A 26,796-nucleotide genomic window follows, 5' to 3' on the forward strand; every position below is an offset into this window, starting at 1 on the left:
AATCGGGTGCATCCTGAAAAGGCCGGCGCGGCAGGGCGCCGCCGCGCCGGAGTGCCTGCCGGCTAGCCGCCGGCGTCCGGCCCGGCCCGGCGCGCCGTCACCTCCCGGCGCAGCGCCTCGTAGAGACCCAGCGCCGCGACGGCGAAGTTCGGCAGCGCGCTCTGCAGCTCCGGCGAGAGGGTGATGCCGAAGCCCGAGGCCATGATGAGGAACAGGCCCCGCCAGGTGCTGGGCTGGGCGATCTGGTTGCGGATCCATGCGCTCATGGGGAAGGCGCTCCTGCTGGAAGGGCGGAGGGTCAGAGGCTGTCGATGGTCAGGGCGTTGGCGGCGACCGTGACGGTGCCGGGGCCGGTGATCGCGGCCGGCTGCGCCAGGCTGCCATAGGCGAGGGGGTTGCCGCCCGAGAGGGCGTCGTAGAGGCAGAGATGCGTCAGGTTGAGCGTCGTCGCCACGCCGTTCACGGTGAAGCTGGCATTGAAGACGAAGCGGATGACGTCGGCGTTGCGCTGCAGCCCGGTGCCGGTGAAGGTCACGCGCTGGCGGGCATAGCCGTTGCCCACGGGCTCGCCGCTCAGGCCGGCGGCGGTGGCGCCGGTGCCGAGCGCCAGATAGACCGTCGAGGGCAGGCTGGGCGAACGGGCGCAGAGCGCGCGCGCCAGCATGTTGCGGGCATAGTCGGTCAGGGTGGGCATGGGTCTCGGTCCTTGTCGGGAGAGGGGGGACGGGAGGCCGCGCTCAGGCCGCGGCGGTCAGGGCCTGGAGCGCGGCGTCAGGCAGGCGCACCGGCCGGTGCTCGATGGCCTCGATCTCGCCATTCGCCGCCCGGTCGAGGGCGGCGGCGGCATGGCCGGCGAGCAGGCGGCCGAGGCCGCCCGGCAAGGCCGCCGTGGCGCCGGCGACGACGCCGCCGTTCAGGCAGGCGGCGAGGCCCGTGGCCGACCAGGCGAGGCCCAGCCGGAACGGCACGCCCGGCGTCATCTCGCCCAGGGCCAGGCTGGCGAGCGTGGCGCCGCCCGCCTGCGCCAGGGCGCGCAGCGCGGTGCCGCCGGCGGGGTTGAGCAGGGCGAGGCGGTTGCCATCGGTGCCGTCGTCGAGCTGCAGCAGCCCCTGATCCGCCAGGGCGTTCGTGGCCGGCAGCAGGGCGCGCAGCAGCACCGTGCCGGCGCCGCCGAGCCCGCCCTGCGGCGTCCAGGAGGGCTGGTCGGCAGCGCGCGCGGCGACGCCGGGCTGGCCGGCCGGCGGCAGGACCGGCGTGGTGGCGCGCCCGCCCGCCTCGAGCTGCGGCGCGCCCAGGCGCAGCGTCACGTCGAGCGCCACGCCCGCCTCCACCGACAGGGTGAATTCCGGCGTCACCTGCGTGGTGGCGGCGAGGGCGACGCTGTGCTGATGCACCGACCGCTGCCCGGCCAGCGCGCCGGGGCCGGGTGCCATGGCCGGCCCCGTCGTGCTGGTGAGGAAGCCGCCGCCGCCGCTGCGCTCGACGATCTGCGTGCGGGCGACGGAGGTGCCGAGATTGCCGGCGAGCAGCCGCAGGAAGCAGGAGAGCGTCCAGCCCTGCCCCTGCGCCGCCGCCACGTTGGCGGCTTCCATCGACAGCCGCACGGCGCCGGTGGCGGTGGGGGTGCCGTAGAGGCGGAGGTCCATGCAGGGCAGGCCGTCCTCGCTGCCGACATCCATCACCCCGATCCGCAGGCCGAGCGAGATGACGGTGGCCCAGAAGCTGGGCAGGCTGGCGCCGGCGCCGAGCTGGCTGCCCACCGCCGCGCCCTCCATCCGTGGGTTGCGGATGGCGTTGCCGCCCGCCGCCTCGACCAGCAGGCGCCCGGCGGGCCCCTGGAAGCGCGGCTGGTTCGCCGCGACGGACCGGAAGGCGCCGGAGGCATCCGCCGCCAGCGCGCCGCCGGCGCGCAGCGTGGCGAGCCGGCCGGCATAGCCGGGCCCGAGCAGGCGCAGCCCGCCCGGCCCGCCGAGCAGGCCCGGCATGACCATCCCCGGCGTCATCAGGGCGCCCCCGCCCCGGCCAGGTGGCAGATCCGGGTGGTGCCTCCGTCCGGGGAATAGGTCATCAGCGTGGCGACGCCGCCGGCGCGGATGCGCGTGTAGCCGTCGCTGTTGGTGGGCGCGGTGTTGCCGGTGAAGCCCGCGAGGCTCAGCGCCAGGTCCGCGCCGGTGCGGTTGATGACGCTGCAGCTGAAGCCGTCGCCGGTGTTCGCCCAGCTCAGCGACAGGGCGGCGCCGGGATTGGCGATCAGCATCCGCCCGTTATGCGCGGCATGGGTCAGCACGGTGGTCGTGGCCAGCGCCAGGGTGGTCATGCGCCGCGCGGTGAACTGGCTGTCGACATACTGCTTGGTGGCGGCCTGCAGCGCCGATGTCGGGTCGGCCGGCAGGACCACCGGGCCGGCGACCGTCAGCGTGCCGTTGCCGGCCAGCCGCAGGCGCTCCGCCACGCTGCCGCCGGAGCGCGTCTCCAGCACCAGCGCGCCCGATTCGCTGCCCGCCGCCACCGTCTCGGCGACCGCGACCAGCCGGCCGAAGACCTGCTCGCTGCCGCCGCTGTTGTTGCCGCTGGCCTCCAGCACGGCGAGGCGGTCGTTCGCCGCCGGCGTGGTGGAGAGGCGGCGCAGGCGCAGGGTCTGTGCCGCGGTCATGCCGCTGCCGCCGAAGATGAAGGACGGGTTAAGGTTTCCGCTGTCGCCGGCGAAGACGCAGTCGTTGCCGCTGACGGCGATGCTCGCCACCGTCACCGCCGCGGTGGCGGCGCCCGCCTTGTACAGCCGCAGCTGGGCGCCGGCGGAGGTGCCGCGCTGGTGCAGGTTGACGGCGCCGTCGGTATCGGCCGAGAGCCGCGTCTCGATGGCGCCGGTCGCGCTGACAGAGGCGAGCTCGACGCGCCCGGCGGCGATGCGCTGCGTGGTCTGCACCGCGCCGCGGTTGCCGAGCAGCTGCAACCGGCGCATCGCCGCCGCGCTGTCGGCGGTGAAGGTGACGGCGCCGGTGTCGCAGCCGGCGACGATCACCGGCCCGGCCGAGGCGCCGAGATGGATGGTGCTGCCGGTCACGTTGCTGGTGCCGGGAGGGCCGGTGAAGTCGCAGCCGATCAGCGAGACCTGGCCGGACAGCACCTCGGCGACGCGGCGCGCGCCGCCGGTGACATTGACGCCGATCACCTCATGCTGCTCAGAGCCGGTGGTCATCACCTGCAGCGAGCAGCCCTTGGAGGAGATGAAGCCGCCCATCCACTTGTTGCGCAGCGCGGTGCCGCGAATGCGGATGCCGATCGTCTGCGGGTCGGCCATGTCCACCCAGGCATCGGTGCCGGTGTTGATGAAGCTGCAGGAATGCACCTCGTCGCCGATGTCGAAGCCGATGTCGTGGCCGTACTCGAAGCAGTTCTCGAAGCTGGCCATGTCGCAGTCATAGGCCTGGTAGGCGATGCCGGGGCGGCGGTTCGCCGTGAAGTAGACCGCGCCGCCCGAGGTCCAGCCCGCGGTGAAGCTGCTGCCCTGCAGGTCGAGGGTGGTGGCGTCCACCGCCGTCACGGTCCAGCGGCCCCAGAGCGAGGGCGCGCCGGAGGCGCCGACCTCGGCGATGTTGACGAGGTCGCCGGTCGCCAGCCCGTGCGCCGTGGCGGTGGTCACGCGGAACAGCCCCGCCGGGCCGGCCGCGACGCCGGCGACGGGGACGCGCTGCGCCGACCAGCCGCGCGAGGCGGTGACCAGCGGGTGCCAGTTCACCTCGCTGATGCGCGAGACATCGTAGGAGCGGCCGAGGTAGAGGCCGTTGGTGCAGTCCCCGAGCACCTGCTCGACGCGCAGGCGCGCGTTGCCGTCGCTGCGGATGCCCCAGTCGAAGCCGAGGATGAGCAGCCGCGAGAGCAGCGCGTCGGCGCCGTTGCCGGCGGAGTTGCCGCTGCCGCCGTCGCCCACGGTGATCGCCGTCCCGGTGAAGGCGGCGGCGGCGGCGAAGCCCTCGCGCAGCGTCCGCGGCGCCGTCAGCCCCTCGCGCAGCACGGCGATGCCCTGCAGCCCAGCGTTGCGGCGGATGCGGATGGTCCGCGCGGGGCTGAGCAGGATCGCGTAGCCGAGGGTGGTGAAGTCGCCGTCCTGGCGCCAGCCGCCGCTGCCCGGGCGGCCCTGCAGGAAGACGCCGTCCTTCACCTCCAGCTCTGCCGCGGCCACCCGGTAGCGGCGCGGGCCGAGCAGGACGGCGCCGCCGCCCGCCGCGGCCGCGGCATCGAGCGCGGCCTGGATCGCCGCCGTGTCGTCGGTGAGGCCGTCGCCCACGGCGCCGTAGTCGCGCACATGGCGGGCGCGTTCCACCAGGATGCCCCCGCGCAGCTGCGCGATGCTGGCGCCGCGCGTCTCGGCCAGCGTGGCCGCGCCCTGCACCACGGGCGTCAGATCGGCGTCGCTGAGGGTGGCGGCGGCGGGCAGTTCGCTGATCTTCTTGTCGGACATCGGGAGATCCTTGGGGGGAGGGGCGGGAAGGGCGTGCCGGGTCAGAGCAGGAGTTCGCCGCCGCTCTCTCCGGAGATGCTCGCCCCCGTCTCGGTCAGCAGGGCGAAGGGCTCGGTGACGACGAAGCTGGCGGAGGTGTGCGTCGCCAGCGGCTCCAGCGGGTCGCGGACGCGGATGCGGTAGCCGGTGCCGGGCGCGGGGGCGGTGAAGCTGGCCGAGGCCGCGCCATTGGCGACGCTGCTGGTCACGGGCCCGGCCACCACGCCGCCGCCGGCATCGAGGATGCTGAACTCGAGCGCCGCGATCGGCCCGCCGACGCGCGCGCTGACGGCGAAGCCCCGGCCGATGTAGAGGCCGGCCGGCACCGCATCGAGCGCCACGCTGCGCGTCGCCGCATCGACCGGCGGCAGGCTGAAGGCGAGGCCGAGGGCGGAGGAGGCGGCCAGCCGCAGCGGCGCCGCCGAGGCATCCAGCACCACGCCGTTGCCGACCCGGCCGCTGCTCTGCACCGGCAGGAAGTTCAGCGAATCCGCCGCCTGCGCCACGAGGATGTGGCCGGGCAGCAGCCGGTCCGCCGCGCTGGCGAAATAGCCCTGCGCCAGGATGGCGGCGCGGGTGTCGGTGGTGACGTAGAGCCAGAGCGTGAAGCTGCCGGTGCTGCTCAGCGGCGACAATCCGCGGGGATCGAAGGGCATGCGCATCTCCTGGTGCGGGCGCGGCGACCGGCACGAAAAAAGCCCCGGCGCCGGGGGGGCGCGCGGGGCGGGAGGGACGGGGCTCGAAGACCTCGGGGGGCGGGCCGGGGCGCGGGCGGTGGGCGCAACTCGGCCGTTGATGCAGCGGAGTTAGCGGAGGGGGGGAGGGGATGTCAAGAAAATAATCCTAGATTGATGGGTACATTTTCTTTCCGGCCCGGCCCTTCCGGCGTGGACCCGCGCCGCGACCGCCACTAGCCTGGGCGCGCTCCGCAACGCCGCAGGATCACCGCCGCATGCTCCGACGCTTCCTCGCCCTGACCTTGCCCGTCCTTCTGGCCCTGGGGGCGCCAGGTCCGGTGGCGGCGCAGCAGCCGCCGGTGCTGAACGTCTACAACTGGTCCGACTACATCGATCCCTACGCGGTGGCGCGCTTCCAGCAGGAGACCGGCATCCGCATCCGCTACGATGTCTTCGACAGCCTGGAGACGCTGGAGGGCAAGCTCTCCGCGGGGCGCTCGGGCTACGACATCATCGTGCCGACGAGCGAGCCGACCTTCGCCCGGCTGGTGCGCGCCGGCGCGCTGCTGCCGCTCGACCGCGACCGGATCCCGAACTGGGGCAACCAGGATCCCCTCCTGCTGCGCCAGGTGGAGGCGAGCGACCCGGGCAACCGCCATGGCGCCATCTACCTCTATGGCACGGTGGGCCTCGGCATCCGGCTCGACCGCGTGCGCGAGCTCCTGCCCGGCGCGCCGCTCGACAGCCTGGACCTGCTGATGAAGCCGGAGAACGCGCAGCGCCTCGCCCGCTGCGGCATCGCGGTGATGGACAGCGCGACGGATGTCTTCCCCTCGGTGCTGCGCTGGCTGGGCCGCGACCCGAACGCCACCGACGCCGCCTCGCAGCGCGCCGCCGAGGAGGCGCTGCTGGCGATCCGCCCCTATGTCCGCGCCATCACCGCCAGCGGCAACATCATGGACGCACTGGCCACCGGCGAGTACTGCGTCGCCCTGACCTATTCCGGCGATGTCATCCAGGCGCGGGCGCGCGCCCAGGCCGCCGGGCGCGGCGTCGAGATCGGCTACGTGCAGCCGAGGGAAGGCGCGCAGCTCTGGTTCGACATGCTGGCCATCCCGGCCGATGCGCCGAACCCCGCGGCGGCGCATGCCTTCATCGACTTCCTGCTGCGGCCCGCGGTGATGGCCGGCATCACCAACCAGGTGCGCTACCCCAACGCCGTCCCGGCGGCGACGGCGCTGGTCGATCCCGCCGTGCGGCAGGACCCGAATGTCTATCCGACGACCGAGATGCTGCAGCGGACCTTCATCGCCACCACCCTGGCGCCGGCGGTGGAGCGGGGGCGCAGCCGCAGCTGGAACCGCATCAAGGCCGGGCGCTGAGCCTTGCCGGCCATCCCGCCGCTGCTCTCGCTGCGTGGCCTGGTCAAGCGCTTCGGCGACCATCTGGCGCTAGACGGGCTCGACCTCGACGTCGCGCCCGGCGAGTTCCTGACGCTGCTCGGCGGCTCGGGCTCGGGCAAGTCCACGCTGCTGCGCGTCATCGCCGGCTTCGAGACGGCCGATGCCGGCCGGCTCGACCTCGCGGGGCAGGACCTCGCGCCGCTGCCGCCGCATGCGCGGCCGCTGAACATGATGTTCCAGTCCTACGCGCTGTTCCCGCATCTGAGCGTCGCGGCCAATATCGCCTATGGCCTGCGGCGCGACGGCGTGCCGCGGGCCGAGCGCGAGCGCCGCGTGGCCGGGGCGCTCGCCCTGGTCGGGCTGGAGGGGCTGGAGGGCCGCATGCCGCAGCGCCTCTCGGGCGGCCAGCGGCAGCGCGTCGCCCTGGCCCGCGCCCTGGTCAAGCGGCCCCGCCTGCTGCTGCTGGACGAGCCGCTGGGCGCGCTGGACGCGCATCTGCGCGAGCGCACCGGCTTCGAGCTGCGCGCCCTGCAGCGGGCGACCGGCGCCGCCTTCATCATGGTGACGCACGACCAGCAGGAGGCGCTGTCGCTGGCCGACCGCGTGGCCGTGCTGGAGGCCGGGCGGCTGGTGCAGCAGGGCCCGCCGCGCGCCGTCTACGAGCGCCCGGCGACGCGCTTCGTGGCCGGCTTCCTCGGCGGCGCCAATGTGCTGGAGGGGCGGCCGGACGGGCGCGGCGGCTTCGACTGCCCTGCCCTCGGCGTCGCGCTGCGCCCGGCGGCGCTGCCGGCGGCGACCACGGCCCTGGCGCTGCGGCCGGAGCGCATCGCCCGCGCCACGGCCGCGGGCGAGAACACGGTGGAGGGCGTGGTGGAGGAGGTGGCCTTCCGCGGCGATGACAGCCTGCTGCTGGTGCGCGCCGGCGGCGGCGCCCTGCTGCGCGTCGGCCATGCCGAGGAGGACGGCCCGCCGCCGCCGCGCGGGGCCGTGCTGCGCCTGGGCTGGGAGGCGGCCGCGCTGGTGCCGCTGGCCGCGTGAGGGCGACGCCCGCCGCGCTGCTGACGCGGCTGCTGCCGGCCGCCTGGCTGCTCGCGCTGGTCGCGGCGCCGCTGCTGCTGGTGCTGGCCATCGCGCTGTCCTGGCCGGCCGACGGCGTGCCGCCCTTCACCCTGCCCTGGAGCGGGGGGCAGGGGAGCGAGGGGCGGGGCGCCAATCCGGAGGCCTTCGCGCTGATCCTGGGCGACGGCTTCTACGGCGGCGCCTTCCTGGGCTCGGTCCAGGCCGCCGGCGCCACGGCGGCGCTCTGCCTGCTGCTCGGCTTCCCCATGGCGCTCGGCATCGTCCGCGCCGGCCCCGCCTGGCGCGGGCCGCTGCTGCTCGCCATGCTGCTGCCCTTCTGGACCGGCTTCCTGCCCCGCCTCGGCGCCTGGATCGGCATCCTGCGCGACGAGGGCTGGATCAACGGCGTGCTGCTCTCCCTAGGGCTGATCGAGGCGCCGCTGCCGCTGCTCTACTCCACCCCGGCGCTGCTGCTCGGCATGCTGCACGCCTACCTGCCCTTTGCGGTGCTGCCCCTCTACGCCAGCCTCTCCCGCCTCGACCCGGCGCTGGAGGAGGCGGCGGCGGATCTCGGCGCCGGCCGCTGGACCGCCTTCGCCACCGTGACCCTACCGCTGGTGGCGCCCGGCGCGGCGGCTGCCTTCCTGCTGGTCTTCATCCCCGCCGCCGGGGAGTACGTCATCCCCGAGCTGCTCGGCCCGCCGGGGGCGCAGATGGTCGGGCGGGTGCTGTGGCAGGAGTTCTTCCAGAACCGCGACTGGCCGGTGGCGGCCGCCCTGGCGGTGCTGCTGCTGCTCGCCCTGCTGCTGCCGATCCTGCTGTTCCAGCGGCTGGAGGCGCGGCGGTGAGGCGCCGGCCCCTGTCCCTGCCCTGGGCCTGGATCGGCCTCGGCTGCGGCCTCGCCTTCCTCTGGCTGCCGGTCGTGCTGCTGGTGGTCTACGCCTTCAGCGCCGACCGCATCCCGTTCCAGTGGGGCGGCTTCTCGCTGCGCTGGTTCGAGGCCCTGGCGGCGAACGGGCGGCTGCTGGAGGCGGCCTGGTTGTCGCTGCGGGTGGCCCTCGGCGCCGCCAGCCTGGCCACGCTGCTGGGCGGCGCCCTCGGCTGGGTGCTGGCGCGGCATGGCCCGTTCCGCGGCCGGGCGATCCTCGGCGGGCTGGCGGGGGCGCCGCTGGTGCTGCCGGACGTGGTGATCGGCCTTTCGCTGCTGCTGCTCTTCGTGCTGCTGGAGGGGGCCACCGGCTGGCCGGCCGAGCGCGGCGCGCTCACCATCCTGCTGGCGCACGCCACCATCGGCGCCGCCTATGCCGCGGTGCTGGCGCAGGCGCGGCTGGCCGAGATGGAGCCGGAGCTCGAGGATGCCGCGCGCGACCTCGGCGCCGGCCCGGCCACCGCCTTCCTGACCGTCACCCTGCCGCTGATGGCGCCGAGCCTGCTGGCCGGCTGGCTCCTCGCCTTCACCCTGTCGCTCGATGACGTCGTGGTGGCGAGTTTCGTCTCCGGCCCGGCGGGGACCACCCTGCCGATGGTGATCTTCTCCATGCTGCGCCTCGGCCTGACGCCGGAGGTGAACGCCCTGGCCGTGGTGATCCTGGGGCTGGCCGGGCTGGCGGGCGGCCTCGGGCTGCTGGCGCTGCGCCTCCTGCGGCGGCGGTGAGGCCGCGCCGCGCCGCCGCTTGTATCGGCCGCGGCACGACCCAGATGCCAGAAATGTGGACGACCCGGCCGGGCTGACGGCGCGGCGGTCAGACCTCCATCGGGCCCTCCGCAGCGAGGCACAACGCCGCCGCGCCATGACGCGGCGCGAGGGGAGGCTGACCATGGCGACCACCTTGATCCTGGAGCGCGGCGGGGCGCCGAGCGTGCCGGCCATCCGCCGCATCGGCGTGGCCGATGTGCGGGAGGCGCTGGCCGCCGGCTGGCGTGACTTCAAGGCCAACCCGACCCAGCTCGTCTTCCTGGCGGTGATCTACCCGGTGATCGGGCTGATCGCCGCCCAGGCCATGGCCGGGCGGTCGGTCATGCCGCTCTTCTGGCCGATGCTTTCCGGCTTCGCGCTGATCGGGCCGGTGGCGGCGCTCGGCATCTACGAACTCAGCCGGCGGCGCGAGCGCGGCCTGCCGGTGAGCTGGTCGAATGCCTTCGACGTGCGCCATTCGCCGGCCATCCTGTCGATCCTCGGGCTCGGGCTGATGCTGCTCGGCCTCTTCCTGCTCTGGCTGCTCGCCGCCCGGCTGATCCATGGCATGACGATGGGGGCGCTGCCGCCGGCCCTGTCGGTGGCGGAGTTCGTCCAGCAGCTGTTCCGCACCCCCGAGGGCTGGCGGCTGATCGTGCTGGGCAACCTGGTGGGCGGGGTCTTCGCCCTGGCGGTGCTGGCGCTGACGGTCGTCTCCTTCCCGCTGCTGCTCGACCGGGCGGCGGAGGGCCGCGCGGTGGATGCGGGGACCGCGATCCGCACCTCGCTCCGGGCGGTGCGCGCCAATCCGGGGCCGATGCTGCTCTGGGGCCTGATCGTGGCGGGCCTTCTGGCGCTGGGCAGCCTGCCGCTCTTCGTCGGCCTCGCCGTCGTGCTGCCGGTGCTGGGCCACGCCACCTGGCACCTCTATCGCCGCGTGGTGGCCGACTGAGCGGCCGGCCGAGTCGTCCGGCCGGGGCCGCCATGCGGCGGCGGGGAGGGCGCTCCGGCCCTGGCGCGGGTTGCCGCCGCCGCCCGGAGAGGGGTAGGGTCCGGCGTCTTTTCGTCCTGGATCCGTCCCCACCATGAAGCTGACCGCCGAGCGGCTCGACCGCATCGCTCCCTCGCAGACCATCGCCATCACCGCCAAGGCGCGGGCGCTGAAGGCGGAGGGCAAGAACGTCATCGGCCTGTCCTCCGGCGAGCCGGACTTCGACACGCCGCAGAACATCAAGGACGCGGCGATCGCGGCGATCCAGAAGGGCGAGACGCGCTACACGGACGTCTCCGGCACCCGCGCGCTGCGCGAGGCCTGCGCCACCTACTTCCGGCGCGAGCACGGCGTCGACTACAAGCCGGAGGAGATTGTCGTCTCCACCGGCGGCAAGCAGGTGATCTTCAACGCGCTGCTGGCGACCATCGACGATGGCGACGAGGCCGTCATCCCCGCCCCCTGCTGGGTCAGCTATCCGGACATCGTCTCGCTGGCCGGCGGCAAGCCGGTGATCGTGCCCGCGGGCCAGAACCAGGGCTTCAAGATCACGCCCGAGCAGCTCGAGGCCGCGATCACGCCGAAGACCAAGTGGCTGATCCTGAACAACCCCTCCAACCCGACCGGCGCCGCCTACGCGCCCGCCGAGCTGAAGGCGCTGGCCGAGGTCCTGCTGCGCCACCCGGATGTCTGGGTCTTCACCGACGACATCTACGAGAAGCTGGTCTATGGCGGCTTCAAGGCCAGCACGCTGGTCGCCGTCGAGCCGCGGCTCAAGGACCGCACCGTGACCATGAACGGCTGCTCGAAGGCCTATGCCATGACCGGCTGGCGCATCGGCTTCGCCGGCGCGCCGCTGGCGCTGATCAAGGCCATGGACAAGCTGCAGGGCCAGTCCACCTCCAACACCTCCTCGATCTCCCAGGCCGCCGCCATCGAGGCGCTGACCGGGCCGCAGGATTCGGTGGAGGCGATGCGCAAGGTCTACGAGCGGCGGCGCGATCTGGTGGTGGGGCTGCTGAACCAGGCGCCCGGCATCCACTGCCTGACGCCCGAGGGCGCCTTCTACGTCTTCCCCTCGGTGCATGGCTGCCTCGGCAAGACCACCGCCTCGGGCAAGCGGATCGAGACGGATGAGGATTTCGTCACCGCGCTGCTGGAGGATGAGGGCGTCGCCGCCGTGCACGGCTCGGCCTTCATGTTTCCGGGCCACTTCCGCATCAGCTACGCGACCGACGATGCCTCGCTCACCGAGGCCTGCGCGCGCATCCGGCGCTTCTGCGCCGGCCTGAAGTAGGCGGGAACGGGGACGGGGCGCATTTCCGCCCCGTCCCCCCTTGTTCCCATCGTCGCACTCAGGCGGCGCGGCGGTCGCCGTGGCTGCCTTCCTTCACCTCCTCGACGATCTTCGCCACGAAGGCTTCCAGGTCGCCGGGATTGCGGCTGGTGACGATGCCCTTGTCGGTCACCACGGGCTGGTCGCTCCACTCGGCGCCGGCATTGACCACATCGGTGCGGATCGAGGCGAAGGAGGTCATCTTGCGCCCCTTCGCCAGCCCGGCCTCGACCAGGATCCAGGGCGCGTGGCAGATCGCCGCCACCACCTTGCCGCCGCTGGCGAAGGCCCGGACGAGATCCAGCACCGCGGGCTCGGCCCGCAGCTTGTCGGGGTTCATCTGGCCCCCCGGCAACACGATGGCGTCATAGTCCGCGGCCTGCACCTCGGCGAGCCCGCGGTCCACCGGAACGGCCTGGCCCCAGTCGGGCGGCGTCCTGGACCCGTCCCAGCCGCGGATGCGGCCCGGCTCGCGCGTGCCCTCGGGCGCCGCGACATGCACCTCGGCGCCCTGGGCGCGGAGCTTCTCCAGCGGCACGGTCAGCTCCGATTCCTCGAAGCCGTCGGTGGCCAGGATCAGGATCTTCGCCTGCTTGATATCGGGCATGGTGAGCCTCCTTCGCGGTCTGGGGTCGCGAGGGAAACGGCGTTCCCCCCGGCCGGGTTCCGCGACCGCCACCCGATGCGGACAGGGCTGGGTGGCGGTGGCCGCACGGCAACCGCCACGGCGGAAACGGTCAGGGGACGTCAGAGCGCCTTGTAGAAGAACAGCTGGTCGCCCAGGCTGCCATCCGGATTGCGCACGAAGCCCGGGATGCGCCCGGCCTCCACCCAGCCCAGCGCGCGATAGAGCCGCTCGGCGGCATCGCCGGCGCGGCCGTCCAGCGTCAGCAGGCTGCGGCCGATGCCGCGCGCCGCCTGCTCGGCCCGCTGCAGCAGCGCCCGGCCGACGCCCTGGCGGCGGAAGTCGGGATGCACCAGCAGCTGCGCCACCACGGCGCGGTGCGGCTGGGTCTGGGGGGTGCCTAGGTCGAGCTGCACGGAGCCGGCCATCCGCCCTTCCTTCCAGGCCACCAGCAGCAGGCGCGAGCCCATCGCCACCTCGGCCGAGACGCGGCGCCAGGCGGCGCGCGCCACCTCGGGCGCCAGCGGCGCGCGATAGTCGAGGCAGGCGCCGTCGGCCACGCAGGTGACCAGCATCTCGGCCAGGTTGCGCTCGGCGCTGGCGGCGGCGGCGGCGTCCAGCGCCTCCACCACCAGGCCCCGCGCCGGCTTGGCGTAGCGGAACTCCAGCGATTTCGAGATGTCGTCGAGGATGCGGATCGAGCCGGCCCGGACATAGCCGCGCTTCTCGTAGAAGCGGTGCGCCGCCTCGAAGCGGGTGTCGGTCCAGAGCACCAGCCGCTCGGCGCCCTCTGCCTGGGCATGCGCCTCGGCGCCGCCCAGCAGGGTATGCGCGAGGCCGCTGCCGCGCTGCGACGCCTCGACATACATCTTGCAGATCTCCCAGGCGCGGTCGGAGCCGAGCGGGCGGGTGGCGACCATGCCGACGATCCGCCCGCCCGTCTCCGCCACCCAGACGGCGCCGCCCGCCGTGGCGAAATAGGTGGCCAGCGCGCGCAGCTCCGGCACCTCGCCATCCACGTCCAGCACGCAGTTGGGGTACTCGGCCCAGGCCGTGCCGATCAGCCGGATGTAGCCCTCGGCATCCTCGTCGCGGCCCGGCCGGATGGAGAGGGGACGGGTCGCGGGCGAGACGGCGGTCACGACAGCTCCCGGCAGAACTCCACGATGCGGCGGCAGGCCTCGCGCAGGCTCTCTGTATCGGTGGCGTAGGAGACGCGGATATAGGGGCTCATGCCATAGGCCGCGCCCTGCACCGTCGCCACGTGCTTCTCCTCCAGCAGCGCCAGGGCGAAGTCGGTGTCGTTGCCGATCGCGCGCCCGCCCTTGCTGGACTTGCCGAGGCAGCCGGCGATGTTCGGATAGACGTAGAAGGCGCCCTCGGGCTTGTGGCAGGACAGGCCCGGCGCCTCGGCCAGCAGCCCGCAGACCAGGTCGCGGCGCTCGCGGTAGATCGCGGCGCGCTCGGCGATGAGATCCTGCGGCCCTTCCAGCGCGGCCACGGCGGCGGCCTGGCTGATCGTGCTGATGCCGCTGGTGAGCTGGCCCTGCATGTTCGCCATCGCCTTGATCAGCGGCTTCGGCCCGCCGGCGAAGCCGACGCGCCAGCCGGTCATGGCATAGGTCTTGGAAGTGCCGTTGACGGTCAGCACCCGCTCCTTCAGCCGCGGCTCGACCTCGGCGATGGTGCAGAACTCCAGCCCGTCATAGACCAGGTGCTCATACATGTCGTCGGTCATGATCCAGACATGCGGATGCCGCAGCAGCACCTCGGCGATGGCCTGCATCTCGGCGCGCGAGCAGGCGGCGCCGGTCGGGTTGTTCGGGAAGTTCAGGATCAGCCACTTGGTCCTGGGCGTGATCGCCGCCTCCAGATCCTCCGGCCGCAGCTTGAAGCCGTTGTTCTGCGGGCAGCTGACGAAGGTCGGCGTGCCGGTGGCGAGCTTCGCCATGTCGGCGTAGCTGACCCAGTAGGGCGCCGGGATCAGCACCTCGTCGCCGGGGTCGCAGGTGGCCAGCAGCGCGTCCATGATGATCTGCTTGCCGCCATTGGCGACCAGGATCTCGTCCAGCGCGTAGTCGAGGCCGTTGTCGCGGCGGAACTTCATCTGCACCGCCTTCTTCAGGGCGGGCGTGCCGTCGGTCGGCGGATACTTGGTGTCGCCGCGCAGCGCCGCCTGGTGCGCCGCCTCGATGGCGTGGTCCGGCGTCGCGAAGTCGGGCTCGCCGCTCGCCAGGCTGATGACTTTGTGGCCCTCGGCGGCGAGCGCGCGGGCGCGCACGCCCATGACGACCGAGGCGGAAACGGCGATGTCCTTCAGGCGACCGGCGAGGGCAGGCATCAGCGGGATGAACTCCGACATGTCAGCGAGGGGATGCAGCCTAGGCCCGCCGTCGCCCCGCGCCAAGCGCCCCGGACCCCGATCGGCGCCGCCCCGCTCAGGGCCGGGCGGCGCCGACCCGCCAGCCGGCGGCCTGCATCCCGGCGATCGCCGCGTCGAAGGAGGCGATGCGCTCCGGACCGGCCGGATGGGTCGAGAGCAGGCCGGTCTCGCTGCGGCCGGACAGGCGCGCCATGGCCAGGAGCATGCTGCGGGCCTCGGCCACGTCGTAGCCGGCGCGCCGCAGGATGGCGGCGCCGAGCGCATCGGCCTCGCGCTCCTGCGCCTTGCTGTAGGAGATCACGGCGAGCTGCGAGCCGATTCCCGCCGCCCCCTGGGCCAGCCCGTCCGTGGCGACGCCCGCATAGGCGCCGGCGAGGGAGGCCAGGATGCCGCCCAGCGCGGCGCCGAGCTGGGCGCGCTGCGTCGTGCTCTGGACGTGGTTGGCGGCGTGGTGCGCCATCTCGTGAGCGATGACGAAGGCCAGCTCGCCATCCGTGCGGGCATATTCGGCGACGCCGCGCTGGACGACGATATCGCCCTCGCCGGTCGCGGCGGCGTTCAGCTCGCGGCTCGGATCGTAGATGAAGCGCCACTGGCAGCTCCGCCCGAGCTCCTGGCAGACGGCGCTGCCGGCGGGCGCCAGGCGGCGCGCCACGCGGGCGATGGCCAGGCGGGATTCGGCATCGCCCAGCTCGCGCCGGACCGGCGCCTGGCCCTGGCCGATCTCGGCGAGGACCGCCTGCTGCTCGGCGGCCGAGATGGCGGGGGGCTGGTACAGGGCCGGCGCGCAGCCGGCGAGAAGCGGCAGGAGCAGCCAGGGCAGGGCAGGGCGGATCATGATCCTCCGTCCGGTGTCAAGTGTTGTCCGTGTGGGGCGGGGTCAGGCGGCGGGGTCGAGGAAGCCGTCGAGCGCGGCCAGCACCGCCTCCGGCGCCTCCTCCGCCATGTAATGGCCGCTCGGCACCGGCCCGCCGGAGACGGGGCCGGCGGCATAGGCGCGCCAGATGTCGAGCGGGGCATACCACTGGCCGATCCGGCCCCTGGCGCCCCAGAGCGCCAGCAGGGGGCAGCGGATCCTCTCCCCGGCGGCACGGCTGGCGCGGTCGTGCTCCAGGTCGATCCCGGCCGCGGCGCGATAGTCCTCGCAGATGGCGGCGACGGTGCCGGGCTGCCGCAGCGCGGCGAGATAGTCGGCGCGCGCCTCGGGGTGGAAGAAGCTCCGGTCCTTGGGCTCGCGCGAGGTCTGCAGGTCGAACCAGTCCTCGACGTCGCGCAGGATCATGCGCTCCGGCAGGTCGTGCCGCTGGGCCAGGAAGAACCAGTGATAATAGCCCAGGGCGAAGGCCATGTCGGTCCGCTCGAAATGCTCGAGGGTCGGCACGATGTCGAGCACCGCCAGGCGATGGACGGCCTCCGGCGCGTCCAGCGCCAGGCGGTGCGCCACGCGGGCGCCGCGGTCGTGCGCCATCACCTGGAAGCGCGCATGGCCCAGGCCGCGCATCAGCCCCAGCATGTCGACGGCCATGGCCCGCTTGGAATAGGCGGCGTGGTCATCGCTGACCGGCGGCTTGCCGGAGAAGCCGTAGCCGCGCAGGTCGGGGCAGATCACCGTGAAGCGTCGCGCCAGGGCCGGGGCCAGCCTGTGCCACATCAGATGGGTCTGCGGATTGCCGTGCAGCAGCAGCAGCGGCGGTCCCTTGCCGCCATGCCGCAGGCGCAGCCGCTGCCCGGCGATGTCGCGTTCCTCCAGCGTGAAGCCTTCGAAGAGCATGGTCTTCCTTTCCTCCGCCCGTGAGAGGGCCGCGACGCGATGTCAGCCAAGCACGGTATAGAGGCCGCAGCCCAGGCCCAGCACGCAAAGCACCATGGACAGGCCGGGCCAGACCGGCCGCGGGCCGCGCAGGGCCAGCAGCAGGTTGAACAGCAGGGAGAGCGCGAAGCCGAGGCCGACCACCAGCAGCGGCCGCATGTAGAGCCCCCAGACCAGCAGGCCGATCCAGAGGAAGAAGGCGAAGCGCGCCAGCAGGCGCCAGGCGGCGTCGGCGCCGTCCGAGGCGGGGCGCAGTTCCGGCACGCTGGCGCGGCTGTGGATGAAGGCGCCGCCGGAGAGCAGCATCAGGGCAGGCAGGAAGGGATCCATGACCGTCGCGGTAGCTTGGCCGCGCCGGATTGCCAAGCCGTCATGTCGGGCCATGCCCGCCGCCGCCCGGCCGGCCGGATCGCGGCGCGGCGCGGGAGAGGGGGCAGTGGCCGCACTCCCCACGGCCGGGCAGGCGGTAGAGCAGGCAGCAGACGGTCCGGCGCGGCTCCGGGCCGTGCGGCCCCTCGACCAGCCGCAACGGCTCGCGCAGCGGGTTCGGCGTCCCGTCGGGGCGGTGGTCCGCCGCCAGGATCGCGAGGCCGGGCCGGGCGGCTTCGGCATCCTCCGCCGCCGCCTCCCGCACGGCCCAGGCGAAGTAGCCGGCGGCATTGGCCCAGAGCAGACGGGGCGCGACCCGCAGCTCCGCCGCCCAGGCCGCGATCAGCGGGGCCAGATGCTGATCGGCCAGCGCGGCGAAACGCCGGAAGGGATCCTCGGGGGCGGGTGCCGGCCGCCCGCCATGGGGCAGCACCACGGCGACCGGAAAGCCCTGCGGATCGAGTTGCACCGCGGCCCCGGCGACGGCCAGCGGAAGCCGCCGGAAGGCCAGCAGGCTGGTCACCACCACGGGCGGGATCAGGGTGTGGAAGTAGTGGCGGCTCCAGAGGGAGAGCAGGGCGCGAGGGTCGCTGCCGGCATGGCCGGAGCAAAGGTCAAGGCTGCGGCGCATGCCCCCCGGCGCCATCAGCGCGCGCAGCGGCACCGCCTCCGCCGCCGCCTCGTCCTGCCTCCGGGGCGGCACCAGGCGCCGGCCCGCCCGGCCGGCGGCGCCCCGCAGGAAATCGAAAGGCTCACTCTGCAAGGCGGTCTCCGGGCTCGGCCGACGGGACAATGATGAGGATGAGAGGCGTTTGCAAGAAGCCTCGGTGCGGCGGCATGGCCCTTCAGAGAGGATAGGAGGCGCACCCGCCGCTACGGTTTTATTAAGGAATCAATTGCAACTATAGGTAGCTATGCTAGAGAGGCTTCGCGTTTGGAGGTTCGGGATGAGCGAGACCTGGATCATAGCTTTCCTGTCGATGGTGATTGCCGCGCTGTCCGGCGGGTGGCTCGCCACCATCATGTGAGGTGGCGGCCGCCTGTCGTTCCGGGCTCTTCTTCCGCCGCCCCGCGCGGCCTGCCGAAGCCCTTCTGGAAACGCGATGCCCGACGAGACATTGTCCCTCCGGACCGATCTCGTGGAAGGCGCGCGCCATGTTCTCCTCTTCTGCCTCTCGGATGGCCTGTGTTGCCCTCCTGACCCTTGCGGCCTGCGCGGGACCCGATGCGGGCACCTTCGATCAGCGCATGGCGACCTATGTCGGTGGACCGGAGTCGCGCCTGATCGAGGATCTCGGCGTTCCGCAGCGCGTCTATGAGACGGAAGGCCGGCGCTTTCTCCAGTTCCAGACGGCCTCGGCGCCGGCCAGCACCGTGAGCCCCAGCCTCGGAATCGGCTTTGGCGGCGGCAGCGGGCGCTGGGGTAGCGGCGTCGGCGGTGGCCTCGGCCTGGGCTTCGGTTTTGGCGGAAGTTCGGTACCTGAGTTCTGCGCCGTGACCTTCGAGGTGCGCGACAGTCGCGTGCTGAACTTCGATCGACGGGGCGACGGCTGCCGCTAGGGCGGCACCGGACCCGAGGACGACCGGAATGCCTGACCGGAATGCCTGACCGGGGCTGGGCTGTTTGCTAGCCTGCGTCCCGCGGCGCCACTCCGGCGACCGCAGGAGGATGACCATGAATCGCTTGGCGAAGGCCATGATCCTGACCTGCCTGCTCGCCGGCTGCGCGCCGCCGGGCGAAGGGCCCGCGACGACCCAGGCCGTCGAAACCACGCGCAAGGCCTATCCGGTCTATTTCGAGGCCTGGTCGGGCGCACTGGATGCGCCGGCGCGGGAAGGGCTGCGGCAGGCGGCGGCGCTGGCCCGGGCGTATCCGCAGGTTCCGCTGCTGGTGGTGGGTTTCGCCGATCCGGCCGGGACGCCCGAGGCCAATACCCAGCTCTCCCGGCTGCGCGCCACCGTGGTCGCGGATGAACTCAAGGCGCAGGGCGTCGAGGCCGCGCGCATCCGCACCGAATGGCGGGGCGCCACCACGCCGGCCATGTCCTCGATCGAGAGCCGCCGGGTCGAGGTACGCATCGATCCGGGCTGAGCGCCCAAAAAGAAGGCCGCCAACCCTCGCGGGTGGCGGCCAAGTCATACAGGGAGGCTTCACGTCTGGGAGACGTAGGGTCCTGGGACCCCCCGGCCAAAATCGCCGGACACCGGCAACTTAGGCATGGCGGCGCCATGCTCCCAGCCCGATTATTGCCGTCCCGCCATGCGCTCAGGGCATGGAAGCCTCAGGACTGCAGATTCGCCAGCTCCGACACCAGGAAATCGCGGAACACGCCGACGCGCTTGGAGTGCCGCATCTCCTCGGGATAGACGAAGTAGGAATCGACGCGCGGCGACTTCAGGTCGGTCAGCACGGGGACCAGGTCGCTGAGCTCCTCCCCCATGTAATCGGGCATGGCCGCCAGGCCGAGGCCCGAGCGCACCGCATGCAGCATCGCCGGCAGGCTGTTCACCTCGACCGCGGCGCGGCGCGGGCTGCCCGGACGCCGCCCGGCCTCCAGCAGCCAGTTGATGCTCTCCACCGGCGGCCGGTAGTCGCCATAGACGATCAGCCGGTGGGCATCGAGATCCTCGGCGCGCTGCGGCGCGCCGGCCTGCTTCAGGTAGTCCGCCGAGCCGACGATGCGCCAGCCGAAGGTCGCCACATGGCGCTGGATCAGATCGGGCTGCTTCGGCGGATGCATGCGGATGGCGACATCGGCCTCGCGCATGGCGAGGTCGAGATCGGCGTCGTCGAGCAGCAGCGTCACCGTCACGTCCGGATGCTGCGACATGAACTTGCGCAGGCGCGGCGCCAGCCAGGTGGCGCCGAAGCCGGTGGTGGTGGTGACCTTGAGGCGCCCGGCGGCGCGCTCGCGGCTCTCCGTCAGCAACGCCTCGGTCATCGCCAGCTTGGCGAAGACCTCGCGCACCGTGCGGTTCAGCGTCTCGCCCTGTTCGGTGAGGATGAGGCCGCGCGCATGGCGGTGGAAGAGCGGCACCTGGAGGGCCTCCTCCAGCGCCTGGATCTGGCGGGAGACGGCCGATTGGCTGAGGTTGAGCGATTCACCCGCATGGGTGAAGCTGCCTGCCTCGGCGACCGCGTGGAAGACCCGGAGCTTGTCCCAATCCAGCGGCATGGCGTCAGGCGGCTTCGGCCTGGGCGGCATCCTCGCCGAGGGCGAGGAACTTCTCCGCCTCCAGCGCGGCCATGCAGCCGGTGCCGGCGGCGGTCACCGCCTGGCGGAAGACGCGGTCCTGCACGTCGCCGGCGGCGAAGACGCCGTCCCGGCTGGTGCGCGTCGAATCAGGCGCCGTCACCACATAGCCCTCCGCATCCATCTCGAGCTGCCCCCTGAACAAGGCGGTGGCCGGCGCATGGCCGATGGCGACGAAGACGCCATCCACCGCCAGCTCCCGCCGCGTGCCATCCTTCTGCCGCAGCCGCAGGCCGCGGGCGACGGGCGTGCGCCCGCCGGTCTCGGCCAGCACCTCCTCGACCGCCGTGTCCCAGTGGATGGTGACATTCGGCCGGGCGAAGAGGCGCTTCTGCAGGATACGCTCGGCGCGCAGCGAGTCGCGGCGGTGGATCAGCGTCACCGACCTCGCCAGGTTGGAGAGGTAGAGCGCCTCCTCCACCGCCGAATTGCCGCCGCCGATCACCGCCACATCCTTGCCGCGGTAGAAGAAGCCATCGCAGGTCGCGCAGGCCGAGACGCCGAAGCCGGACAGCTCCTTCTCCCCCGGAATGCCCAGCCACTTGGCCTGGGCGCCGGTGGCGATGATCAGCGACTCGGCCTCGTAGATGTCCCCGGAATCGCCGGTGCAGCGGAAGGGGCGGACGGAGAGATCGACCGCGGTGATCAGGTCATGGCGGATGGCGGCGCCGACATGCTCGGCCTGCTCGCGCATCTGCTCCATCAACCAGGGGCCCTGCACCGGCTGCGCGAAACCCGGGTAGTTCTCGACCTCGGTGGTGATGGTCAGCTGGCCGCCCGGCTGCATGCCCGCGACCACCAGGGGCGACAGCCCGGCGCGGGCGGCGTAGATCGCCGCCGTGTATCCGGCGGGGCCGGCACCGAGGATCAGGAGGCGGGTGCGGTGCAGTTCGGGCAAGGCTTATGGTCCTGGGAATCGCTCTGGTGACGCAGGATATCGGAAAGATAGGCGCCTGCCGCAACCCGATGCCTTGAATACAGGGGCGCGTGCAAGGATATTGCGCCTCGAACGCCGCGTGAGCAATGAAACGGTTCCGATGAAGCCCGAGACGACCGACAATCTTGATACCGTGGATCGGCAGATCCTGGCCGAGCTGCAGAATGACGGTCGGATGACCAATGTGGAGCTGGCGCGGCGCGTGGACCTCTCCGCGCCGCCCTGCCTGCGGCGGGTGCGGCGGCTGGAGGAGGCGGGGATCATCCGCGGCTATCACGCCGATATCGACCCGGTGGCGCTGGGCTGGGAGATCACCTTCTTCGCCCTGGTCGGGCTGGAGAGCCAGAAGCACGCCATCCTGGCCGGCTTCGAGGCGGATGTGACCACCTGGCCGGAGGTGCGGGAATGCCACATGATCCGGGGCGGCGGGGACTTCCTGCTGCGGCTGGTGGCGCGCGACACGGCGCATGAGAACCAGCTCACCAACCGGCTGACCGCGGCGGCGCATGTCGGCCGGGTGACGACGCTGCAGACCATCCACACGGCCAAGGAGGTGCCGGGCGTGCCGCTGGAGCGGTGATCCCGGCCGGGCGGCCTATTGCGCGCGGCGCACGGCGTAGCCCGCCGCCATCATGGCCGAGACGATCGCCTGGCCCTGAACGGCGTCGCGCACCTCGATCATCAGCTCCAGCTCGGTCGACTGCACGGTGGGCGCGCCGAAGAGCTGCTGATGCTTCACCTCGATGACATTGCCGCCGGCATCCGAGATGCGCTTCGAGATATCGGCCAGCACGCCGGGCCGGTCGGGGATGTCGAAATGCAGCCGCATGATCCGCCCGTCCCGCAGCAACTGGCGCAGCAGCACGTTGGACAGCGCCCGGGCATCGATATTGCCGCCGCAGACCGGCGTGCCGACGCGCCGGCCGGCGAAGCGGGCCGGATGCGCCAGCAGCGCCGCGACGCCGGCCGCCCCGGCGCCTTCGGCCACCACCTTGGCGCCCTCGGCCAGCAGGGCGATCCCCTGCTCCACCGCGCGCTCCGGCACCACCAGCATCTCGATGCCCAGGCGCCTCAGCAGGGCATAGGGCGTCTCGCCGACATCGCGTACCGCGATGCCCTCGGCGATGGTGGGGCCGCCCACGGCCACCGCCTGGCCGGCCAGGCGCTGCGCCATGGCCGGATAGCCCTCGACCTCGACGCCGTAGACCTTCAGGGCCGGGTTCGTCTCCAGGGCCGCCACGGCGCAGCCGGCCAGCAGCCCGCCGCCGCCCACCGGGAAGACCAGCGTGTCCAGCCCCGGCGCCTCCTCGATCATCTCGATCGCCATGGTGCCCTGGCCGGCGATGATCCCCGGATCGTCATAGGGATGGATGAAGGTCAGCCCCTCCCGCAGCGCCAGGGCATGCGCATGCGCCGCCGCCTCGGCCAGGGTCTCGCCATGCAGCACCACCGTCGCGCCCCAGCCCTCGGTGCGGACCACCTTGGTGGAGGGGGTGAACCGCGGCATGACGATGGTGGCGGCGATGCCGAGCAGGCTGGCGTGGCGCGCCACTGCCTGGGCATGGTTGCCGGCGGACATGGCGATGACCCCGGTGGCCCGCTCGCGCGCCGTCAGCAGGGCCAGCCGATTGGCAGCCCCGCGCTCCTTGAAGGCGCCGGTGGCCTGGAGATTGTCGAGCTTGAGCCAGACCTCGCAGCCGGCCACCCGGTCGATGGCCGGGGCGCGCACCAGGGGGGTGCGCGACACCGCGCCCCGGATGCGCGCGGCGGCCTCCCGCACCTCGGCCAGGGTCACGGCGGTGTCGAGGGGGGCTTCGGCCAGGGCTCCCGGCAGGCTGCGTCCCGGCATGGCGGTCAGCGGAAACGGACCTTGGTGATCTCGTAGGCGCGGGCGCCGCCCGGCGCCGGCACCTCGACCGTGTCGCCCACCGACTTGCCGAGCAGCGCCTTGGCCAGCGGCGAGGAGAGCGAGATCGAGCCCTGCTTGGTGTCCGCCTCGTGCTGGCCGACGATGCGGTAGGTCTTCTCCTCCTCCGACTCGTCGTCGATGATCGTCACCGTCGCACCGAAGCGGACCTGGTCGCCGGAGAGCTTGGAGACGTCGATCACCTCGACCGAGGGAATGACGCTCTCGAGTTCGGCGATGCGGCCCTCGATGAAGGACTGCCGCTCGCGGGCGGCATGATACTCGGCGTTCTCCGAGAGGTCGCCATGGGCGCGCGCCTCGGCGATCGCCCGGATCACGGCGGGGCGCTCCTCGGACTTCAGGTGCCGCAGCTCTCCCTCAAGCCGGTTGAGCCCCTCGGCGGTCATCGGGAACTTCTGCACGGCAGTCCCTTCCTTCATACGCAGCAGTGACCGCCGGGCAAGATGTCCGGCGGTTGTGCGGCGCCCTTGCCAGTCTCCACGACTGCCGGCGCCCACGACGGAAAGACAGAGCGGGCGGAGCCCGGGTCCGACCCGGACCCGCCCCCGCCCCGCGAATGATCGTTCTGTTTCAGAACGAAGGAGGAAAATAGGCCTGGAGCGGCGCCACATCAAGGGTTCCGGCCCGGAGCGCGGCGATGGCGTGCACCGCCGCGCGGGCGCCCGCCATGGTGGTGTAGTGCGGCACGCCCTGGGTCAGGGCGCCGCGGCGGATGTCGAAGCTGTCGGCCACCGCGCGGCCGGAGCCGGTGGTGTTGATGACGAGCTGGATCTCGCCGTTGCGGATGGCGTCCACGCAATGCGGCCGCCCCTCCATCACCTTGTTCACCACCGAGACGCCGAGCCCGGCCTCGCGCAGCGCCGCCGCGGTGCCGCGCGTCGCCATCACCTGGAAGCCCATCTCGTTCAGCCGGCGGGCGAGCGAGATGACCGACTTCTTGTCGCTGTCCTTGACCGAGAGGAAGGCGGTGCCGGCCTCGGGCAGCTTCACCCCGGCGCCGAGCTGGGACTTGGCGAAGGCGCGCTCGAAGGAGGCGTCGAGGCCCATCACCTCGCCGGTGGACTTCATCTCGGGGCCGAGGATGACATCGACATTGGGGAAGCGGTTGAAGGGGAACACGGCCTCCTTCACCGCGACGTGGCGGCTGATCGCCTCGTCATCCAGCGTGAATTCGGCGAGCCTCGCGCCGGCCATGACGCGGGCGCCGATCTTGGCCACCGGCACGCCCGTGGCCTTGGCGACGAAAGGCACGGTGCGCGAGGCGCGGGGATTGACCTCGAGCACATAGATCTCGTTGTCCTTCACCGCGTACTGCACGTTCATCAGGCCCTTGACCTTGAGGGCCTTGGCCATCGCCTCGGTCTCCGCCTTCAGCTCGGTGATGATGGCCGGCGAGAGGGAATAGGGCGGCAGGGAGCAGGCGCTGTCGCCGGAATGGATGCCGGCCTCCTCGATATGCTCCATGACGCCCGCGACATAGACCTCGCCCGCCTCGTCGGCGATGCAGTCCACATCGACCTCGATGGCGTCCTGCAGGTACTGGTCGATCAGGATCGGGTTCTCGCCCGAGACCTTCACCGCCTCCTGCCCGAAGCGCAGCAGCTGCTCCTTGTTGTAGGCGATCTCCATCGCGCGGCCGCCGAGCACGTAGGAGGGGCGGACGACGACGGGGTAGCCGATGCGCTCGGCCTCCTCCACCGACTCGTCCAGCGTGCGGACGATGCCGTTCTGCGGCTGCTTCAGGCCGAGACCCTTCAGCAGCTGCTGGAAGCGCTCGCGGTCCTCGGCGATGTCGATCGCCTCGGCCGAGGTGCCGAGGATGGGGATGCCCGCCTTGTGCAGCGCCTGGGAGAGCTTCAGCGGCGTCTGGCCGCCATACTGCACGATGCAGCCCAGCACCTCGCCCTTCTCCTGCTCGCGGCGGATCAGGCTGATCACGTCCTCGGCGGTGAGCGGCTCGAAATACAGGCGGTCGGAGGTGTCGTAGTCGGTGGAGACTGTCTCGGGGTTGCAGTTGACCATGATGGTCTCGAAGCCCGCGTCGCGCAGCGCGTAGCAGGCATGGACGCAGCAATAGTCGAACTCGATGCCCTGGCCGATGCGGTTGGGACCGCCGCCCAGGATGATGATCTTCTTCCTCTCCGTCGGCCGGCTTTCGCAGACCGGCGTGCCGAAGCCGCCCTCGTAGGTCGAGTACATATAGGGCGTGTCGGAGGCGAACTCGGCCGCGCAGGTGTCGATGCGCTTGTAGACCGGCAGCACGCCGAGCCGCTCGCGCAGCGCCTGCACCGCCGCCTCGGCCTGGCCCGACAGCACGGCGAGGCGCCGGTCGGAGAAACCCATGGCCTTCAGGCGGCGCAGCCCGGTCGCGTCCCGCGGCAGGCCATCGGCGCGCACCGCCTCCTCGGCGCGGACGATCTTCTCGATCTCGCGCAGGAACCAGGGCTCGAACTTGCAGGCCTGGTGGATCTCCTCGACCGTCAGGCCGGCGCGGAAGGCCTGCGCCACGTCCAGCACGCGGTCGGGCTTCGGCGTGGCCAGCGAGGCGATATGCGCCTCCTTCGAGCCGTCGCCGGGATTGCCGATGTCGTCGAGACCGGAGAGGCCGGTCTCCAGCGAGCGCAGCCCCTTCTGCAGCGCCTCGTTGAAGGAGCGGCCGATGGCCATCGCCTCGCCCACCGACTTCATCGAGGTTGTCAGCGTCGCCGGCGTGCCGGGGAACTTCTCGAAGGTGAAGCGGGGGATCTTGATGACGACATAGTCGATGGTCGGCTCGAAGCTCGCCGGCGTCACCATGGTGATGTCGTTCTTCAGCTCGTCCAGCGTGTAGCCGACGGCGAGCTTGGCGGCGATCTTGGCGATCGGGAAGCCGGTGGCCTTGGAGGCGAGCGCGGAGGAGCGCGAGACGCGCGGGTTCATCTCGATGACCACCATGCGGCCATCGGCGGGGTTCACACCGAACTGCACGTTGGAGCCGCCGGTATCGACGCCGATCTCGCGCAGGCAGGCGATGGAGGCATCGCGCATGCGCTGGTATTCCTTGTCGGTCAGCGTCAGCGCCGGGGCGACGGTCACGGAATCGCCCGTGTGCACGCCCATCGGGTCCAGGTTCTCGATGGAGCAGACGATGATGCAGTTGTCCGCGCTGTCGCGGACCACCTCCATCTCGTACTCCTTCCAGCCCAGCACGCTTTCCTCGATCAGCACCTCGCTGGTCATGGAGGCGCTGAGGCCGGCGGAGACGATCTGTTCGAACTCCTCGCGGTTGTAGGCGATGCCGCCGCCCGTGCCGCCCAGCGTGAAGGAGGGGCGGATGACGCAGGGGAGCTTGACCTCCTCCAGCCCGGCGCGCGCCTCCTCCATCGTGTGCGCGATGGCCGAGCGCGGGCTCTCGATGCCGATCTTGGTCATGGCATCGCGGAACTTCAGCCGGTCCTCGGCCTTGTCGATCACCTCGGCCTTGGCGCCGATCAGCTCGCAGCCGTACTTCTCCAGCACCCCGGCCTCGGCCAGCTTCAGCGCGGTGTTCAGCGCGGTCTGCCCGCCCATGGTGGGCAGCAGCGCATCGGGGCGCTCCTTGGCGATGATCTTCTCGACCATCTCGACCGTGATCGGCTCGATATAGGTCGCGTCCGCCAGGCCAGGGTCGGTCATGATGGTGGCGGGGTTGGAGTTCACCAGGACCACCCGGTAGCCCTCCGCCCGCAGCGCCTTGCAGGCCTGCGCGCCGGAATAGTCGAACTCGCAGGCCTGGCCGATGACGATGGGGCCGGCCCCGATGATCAGGATGGACTTGATGTCGGTACGCTTCGGCATCGGGGGGACCCTATCTGCGAAAGTGCCGGCCGG

General features: G+C 72.3%; 26 protein-coding genes. 9 read left to right on the forward strand and 17 right to left on the reverse strand.

All coding sequences use genetic code 11. The features are described from left to right. Positions 1–62: 62 nt before the first annotated feature. The 5 genes from D9598_RS08670 to D9598_RS08690 are packed head-to-tail and all read right to left on the reverse strand — an operon-like array spanning position 63 to position 5,157. Entirely contained in the window at positions 63–266 is a 204-nt protein-coding gene (locus D9598_RS08670) for a hypothetical protein (RefSeq protein ID WP_198366048.1), read from the reverse strand. Between the two features lie 32 nt (positions 267–298). Further along, complete coding sequence (locus D9598_RS08675) at positions 299–694, reverse strand: hypothetical protein (protein WP_198366049.1); 396 nt, start codon at positions 692–694, stop codon at positions 299–301. Between the two features lie 43 nt (positions 695–737). Further along, on the reverse strand, positions 738–2,003 hold the full coding sequence (locus D9598_RS08680) for a hypothetical protein (protein WP_198366050.1): 1,266 nt from the start codon (positions 2,001–2,003) through the stop codon (positions 738–740). Beyond that, positions 2,003–4,462: a glycosyl hydrolase family 28-related protein gene (locus tag D9598_RS08685; protein ID WP_198366051.1), complete on the reverse strand. Its 2,460-nt coding sequence runs from the start codon at positions 4,460–4,462 to the stop codon at positions 2,003–2,005. The genes D9598_RS08680 and D9598_RS08685 overlap by 1 nt, the downstream gene beginning before the upstream one ends. A gap of 41 nt (positions 4,463–4,503) precedes the next feature. Then, complete coding sequence (locus tag D9598_RS08690) at positions 4,504–5,157, reverse strand: hypothetical protein (protein WP_198366052.1); 654 nt, start codon at positions 5,155–5,157, stop codon at positions 4,504–4,506. Between the two features lie 296 nt (positions 5,158–5,453). On the opposite strand from D9598_RS08690, the gene D9598_RS08695 reads away from it, so the two are divergent. The 6 genes from D9598_RS08695 to D9598_RS08720 all read left to right on the forward strand — a co-directional run bounded on the left by D9598_RS08695 (position 5,454) and on the right by D9598_RS08720 (position 11,603). Further along, positions 5,454–6,560, forward strand: a complete 1,107-nt coding sequence (locus D9598_RS08695) for an extracellular solute-binding protein (RefSeq protein ID WP_198366053.1) — start codon at positions 5,454–5,456, stop codon at positions 6,558–6,560. Positions 6,561–6,563: 3 nt separating this feature from the next. Then, the gene (locus D9598_RS08700; RefSeq protein ID WP_232477027.1) at positions 6,564–7,619 is read left to right on the forward strand and encodes an ABC transporter ATP-binding protein; all 1,056 of its coding nucleotides are present in this window, start codon (positions 6,564–6,566) and stop codon (positions 7,617–7,619) included. Further along, complete coding sequence (locus D9598_RS08705) at positions 7,616–8,488, forward strand: ABC transporter permease (protein ID WP_370591969.1); 873 nt, start codon at positions 7,616–7,618, stop codon at positions 8,486–8,488. The genes D9598_RS08700 and D9598_RS08705 overlap by 4 nt, the downstream gene beginning before the upstream one ends. Further along, positions 8,485–9,294, forward strand: coding sequence for an ABC transporter permease (locus tag D9598_RS08710; protein WP_370591970.1), 810 nt, complete (start codon positions 8,485–8,487; stop codon positions 9,292–9,294). Before D9598_RS08705 ends, D9598_RS08710 begins: the two co-directional genes overlap by 4 nt. 163 nt (positions 9,295–9,457) lie before the next feature. Further along, on the forward strand, positions 9,458–10,267 hold the full coding sequence (locus D9598_RS08715) for a DUF2189 domain-containing protein (RefSeq protein ID WP_198366054.1): 810 nt from the start codon (positions 9,458–9,460) through the stop codon (positions 10,265–10,267). Between the two features lie 133 nt (positions 10,268–10,400). After that, the gene (locus D9598_RS08720) at positions 10,401–11,603 is read left to right on the forward strand and encodes a pyridoxal phosphate-dependent aminotransferase (RefSeq protein WP_198366055.1); all 1,203 of its coding nucleotides are present in this window, start codon (positions 10,401–10,403) and stop codon (positions 11,601–11,603) included. A 58-nt stretch (positions 11,604–11,661) separates the two neighbouring features. Here D9598_RS08720 and D9598_RS08725 read toward each other — a convergent pair whose 3' ends face one another. The 7 genes from D9598_RS08725 to fhuF form a co-directional block, all read right to left on the reverse strand. Further along, a complete protein-coding gene (locus D9598_RS08725) occupies positions 11,662–12,249 on the reverse strand; it encodes a type 1 glutamine amidotransferase domain-containing protein (RefSeq protein ID WP_198366056.1) in 588 nt (195 codons plus the stop codon). 140 nt (positions 12,250–12,389) lie between these two features. Then, positions 12,390–13,409: a GNAT family N-acetyltransferase gene (locus D9598_RS08730; RefSeq protein WP_198366057.1), complete on the reverse strand. Its 1,020-nt coding sequence runs from the start codon at positions 13,407–13,409 to the stop codon at positions 12,390–12,392. After that, the gene (locus D9598_RS08735; protein WP_198366194.1) at positions 13,406–14,608 is read right to left on the reverse strand and encodes a pyridoxal phosphate-dependent aminotransferase; all 1,203 of its coding nucleotides are present in this window, start codon (positions 14,606–14,608) and stop codon (positions 13,406–13,408) included. The genes D9598_RS08730 and D9598_RS08735 overlap by 4 nt, the downstream gene beginning before the upstream one ends. Before the next feature lie 97 nt (positions 14,609–14,705). Further along, positions 14,706–15,488, reverse strand: a complete 783-nt coding sequence (locus D9598_RS08740; RefSeq protein WP_198366058.1) for a M48 family metalloprotease — start codon at positions 15,486–15,488, stop codon at positions 14,706–14,708. A 42-nt stretch (positions 15,489–15,530) separates the two neighbouring features. Then, on the reverse strand, positions 15,531–16,421 hold the full coding sequence (locus D9598_RS08745; protein WP_198366059.1) for an alpha/beta fold hydrolase: 891 nt from the start codon (positions 16,419–16,421) through the stop codon (positions 15,531–15,533). Between the two features lie 42 nt (positions 16,422–16,463). Beyond that, positions 16,464–16,790, reverse strand: coding sequence for a multidrug DMT transporter permease (locus tag D9598_RS08750; protein WP_198366060.1), 327 nt, complete (start codon positions 16,788–16,790; stop codon positions 16,464–16,466). Between the two features lie 40 nt (positions 16,791–16,830). Further along, positions 16,831–17,592 carry a siderophore-iron reductase FhuF gene (gene fhuF, locus D9598_RS08755; protein WP_198366061.1) on the reverse strand — a complete coding sequence of 254 codons (762 nt, stop codon included), beginning with the start codon at positions 17,590–17,592 and terminating at the stop codon, positions 16,831–16,833. A 485-nt stretch (positions 17,593–18,077) separates the two neighbouring features. On the opposite strand from fhuF, the gene D9598_RS08760 reads away from it, so the two are divergent. Both D9598_RS08760 and D9598_RS08765 read left to right on the forward strand, forming a co-directional pair. Continuing rightward, a complete protein-coding gene (locus D9598_RS08760) occupies positions 18,078–18,389 on the forward strand; it encodes a hypothetical protein (protein ID WP_198366062.1) in 312 nt (103 codons plus the stop codon). A 115-nt stretch (positions 18,390–18,504) separates the two neighbouring features. Next, positions 18,505–18,921, forward strand: coding sequence for an OmpA family protein (locus D9598_RS08765; RefSeq protein WP_198366063.1), 417 nt, complete (start codon positions 18,505–18,507; stop codon positions 18,919–18,921). Positions 18,922–19,111: 190 nt separating this feature from the next. On the opposite strand, the gene D9598_RS08770 is transcribed toward D9598_RS08765, so the two are convergent. Together D9598_RS08770 and trxB are read right to left on the reverse strand one after the other, a co-directional pair. Continuing rightward, positions 19,112–20,005 (reverse strand): LysR family transcriptional regulator, encoded by an 894-nt coding sequence (locus tag D9598_RS08770; protein ID WP_198366064.1) that lies wholly within the window; start codon positions 20,003–20,005, stop codon positions 19,112–19,114. Between the two features lie 4 nt (positions 20,006–20,009). Beyond that, positions 20,010–20,981 (reverse strand): thioredoxin-disulfide reductase, encoded by a 972-nt coding sequence (gene trxB, locus D9598_RS08775; RefSeq protein WP_198366065.1) that lies wholly within the window; start codon positions 20,979–20,981, stop codon positions 20,010–20,012. Positions 20,982–21,120: 139 nt separating this feature from the next. On the opposite strand from trxB, the gene D9598_RS08780 reads away from it, so the two are divergent. Continuing rightward, complete coding sequence (locus tag D9598_RS08780; RefSeq protein WP_198366066.1) at positions 21,121–21,600, forward strand: Lrp/AsnC family transcriptional regulator; 480 nt, start codon at positions 21,121–21,123, stop codon at positions 21,598–21,600. Between the two features lie 15 nt (positions 21,601–21,615). On the opposite strand, the gene D9598_RS08785 is transcribed toward D9598_RS08780, so the two are convergent. The 3 genes from D9598_RS08785 to carB form a co-directional block, all read right to left on the reverse strand. Further along, complete coding sequence (locus tag D9598_RS08785) at positions 21,616–22,869, reverse strand: threonine ammonia-lyase (protein ID WP_198366067.1); 1,254 nt, start codon at positions 22,867–22,869, stop codon at positions 21,616–21,618. Between the two features lie 5 nt (positions 22,870–22,874). Continuing rightward, a complete protein-coding gene (gene greA, locus D9598_RS08790; RefSeq protein WP_198366068.1) occupies positions 22,875–23,348 on the reverse strand; it encodes a transcription elongation factor GreA in 474 nt (157 codons plus the stop codon). A 169-nt stretch (positions 23,349–23,517) separates the two neighbouring features. Next, complete coding sequence (carB, locus tag D9598_RS08795; protein WP_198366069.1) at positions 23,518–26,763, reverse strand: carbamoyl-phosphate synthase large subunit; 3,246 nt, start codon at positions 26,761–26,763, stop codon at positions 23,518–23,520. Between the last annotated feature and the right edge of the window lie 33 nt (positions 26,764–26,796).

This window comes from Roseomonas sp. KE0001, assembly GCF_016107285.1.
Lineage (GTDB): Bacteria > Pseudomonadota > Alphaproteobacteria > Acetobacterales > Acetobacteraceae > Pseudoroseomonas.